At 70.7% G+C, this 2,018-nt stretch carries 1 protein-coding gene; it reads right to left on the bottom strand.

Annotated elements, in window-relative coordinates:
- Nucleotides 1–2,018: beta-ketoacyl synthase N-terminal-like domain-containing protein (locus tag ACIRVH_RS46425; protein ID WP_403967164.1), on the bottom strand; the 2,018-nt coding region annotated here is incomplete at both ends.

Here is a 2,018-nt window from a genome sequence, read left to right as displayed (position 1 = left end):
GATCACACCGGCGACACCGGCGGCGGCCTGTGTGTGCCCGATGTTCGACTTCACCGAACCCAGCAGCAACGGCGTCTCACGGTCCTGCCCATAGGTCGCCAGCAACGCCTGCGCCTCGATCGGATCACCCAGCGACGTACCCGTGCCGTGGCCCTCCACGACATCCACGTCGAGCGCCGACAGACCGGCCCCGGCGAGAGCCTGGCGGATCACGCGCTGCTGGGACGGTCCGTTCGGCGCCGTCAGGCCGTTCGACGCGCCGTCCTGGTTCACCGCCGAACCCCGCACCACGGCAAGGATCTCGTGCCCGTTGCGCACCGCGTCCGACAACCGCTCCACCACCAGCATGCCGACACCCTCGGACCAGCCGACGCCGTCGGCGGAGTCGGCGAACGCCTTGCACCGGCCGTCTGCCGACATGCCTCGCTGCCGCGAGAACTCCACGAACAGTTCAGGGGTGGACAGCACGGTCACCCCGCCGGCCAGCGCCAGATCACAGTCGCCCGACCGCAACGCCTGGACCGCCCAGTGCAGGGCCACCAACGAGGACGAACACGCCGTGTCGACCGTGACCGCCGGGCCCTCGAGGCCCAGCGAGTAGGCCACGCGCCCGGAGGCCACGCTGGCGGAGCTGCCGTTGCCACGGAAGCCCTCGAACTCCGGGGTGTTCAGCAGTTCCGCGTAGTCGCCGTACATCACGCCGGCGAACACACCGGTGCGGCTGCCCCGCAGCGACACCGGATCGATGCCCGCCCGCTCCAACGCCTCCCACGACGTCTCCAGCAGCAGACGCTGCTGCGCGTCCGTGGCGAGCGCCTCCCGGGGGCTCATGCCGAAGAACGCGGCATCGAAGTCCCCGACCTCGTGCAGGAACCCACCGGATCGGGTGTAGGACGTGCCGGTGTGCGCCGCATCGGGATGGTAGAGGGCGTCGAGGTCCCAGCCGCGGTCGTCCGGGAAGTCACCGATGGCGTCGACGCCCTCGGTGACCAGCTGCCACAGGTCCTCCGGCGACCGCACCCCACCCGGATACCGGCACCCCATGCCCACGATCACGACCGGATCGTCGGAGAACGACGGCAGTGCGGCGACGGGAACCGGGGTCTGCTCAACGGTGCCGAACAATTCGTCGCGCAGGTGGTGCGCGAGCTTGGCCGAGGTCGGGTAGTCGAACACCAGGGTCGCCGGCAGCCGTAACCCGGTGGCCGCCGACAAGCCGTTGCGCAGCTCCACCGCCGTCAGCGAGTCGAGGCCCAGTTCCTGGAACGAGCGCTCCGGATCGACCAGTGAACCGTCCACGTGCCCGAGCACGGTCGCCGCCCGCCCGCGCACCAGGTCGAGCACCAGGTCGGTGCGGGCCTCGGCGGGCAGGCCGGCCAGGCGGTGCGCGAGGTCACCGGCCTCGCCGGTGCGTGCGACACCACGGCGGGCCGGGGTGCGGACGAGGCTGCGCAGCAGCGGCGGCACCTCACCGGAAGCCCGCAACGCCGCCAGGTCCAGCTTCACCGGCACCATCGCCGGCTCACCCGCCGCATCGAACAGGGCCAGACCCTCGGTGGAACCCAGCGGCAAAACACCCGAACGCCGCATACGCGCCACATCAGCCGCAGCCAACTGCTCGGTCATGCCCGCGCCCTGCTCCCACGGACCCCACGCAAGCGACACACCCGACCAACCCAGAGCCCGACGATGAGCCGCCAACGCATCCAGAAACGCATTGGCGGCCGCATAGTTCGCCTGACCCGCCGCACCGAACACACCCGCCACCGACGAGAACACCACGAACTGATCCACATCCCCGACCAACTCGTGCAAATACCACGCCGCATCCACCTTCGGCCGCAGCACCCGATCCAGCCGCTGAGGTGTCATCGCCTCCAGCACACCATCGTCCAGCACCCCAGCCGCGTGCACCACACCCGACACCACACGCTCGCGCAGCACCTTCGCCAACGCCGCCCGGTCCGCCACATCACACGCCACGACCTCGGCGTCCGCCCCCAGCCGCGCCAACTCGG

The organism is Streptomyces sp. NPDC101165, from assembly GCF_044768135.1.
Classification (GTDB): Bacteria; Actinomycetota; Actinomycetes; order Streptomycetales; family Streptomycetaceae; genus Streptomyces.
The sequence above is the reverse complement of the archived record's forward strand: the minus strand, read 5'-3'. Positions and strand labels throughout refer to the sequence as shown.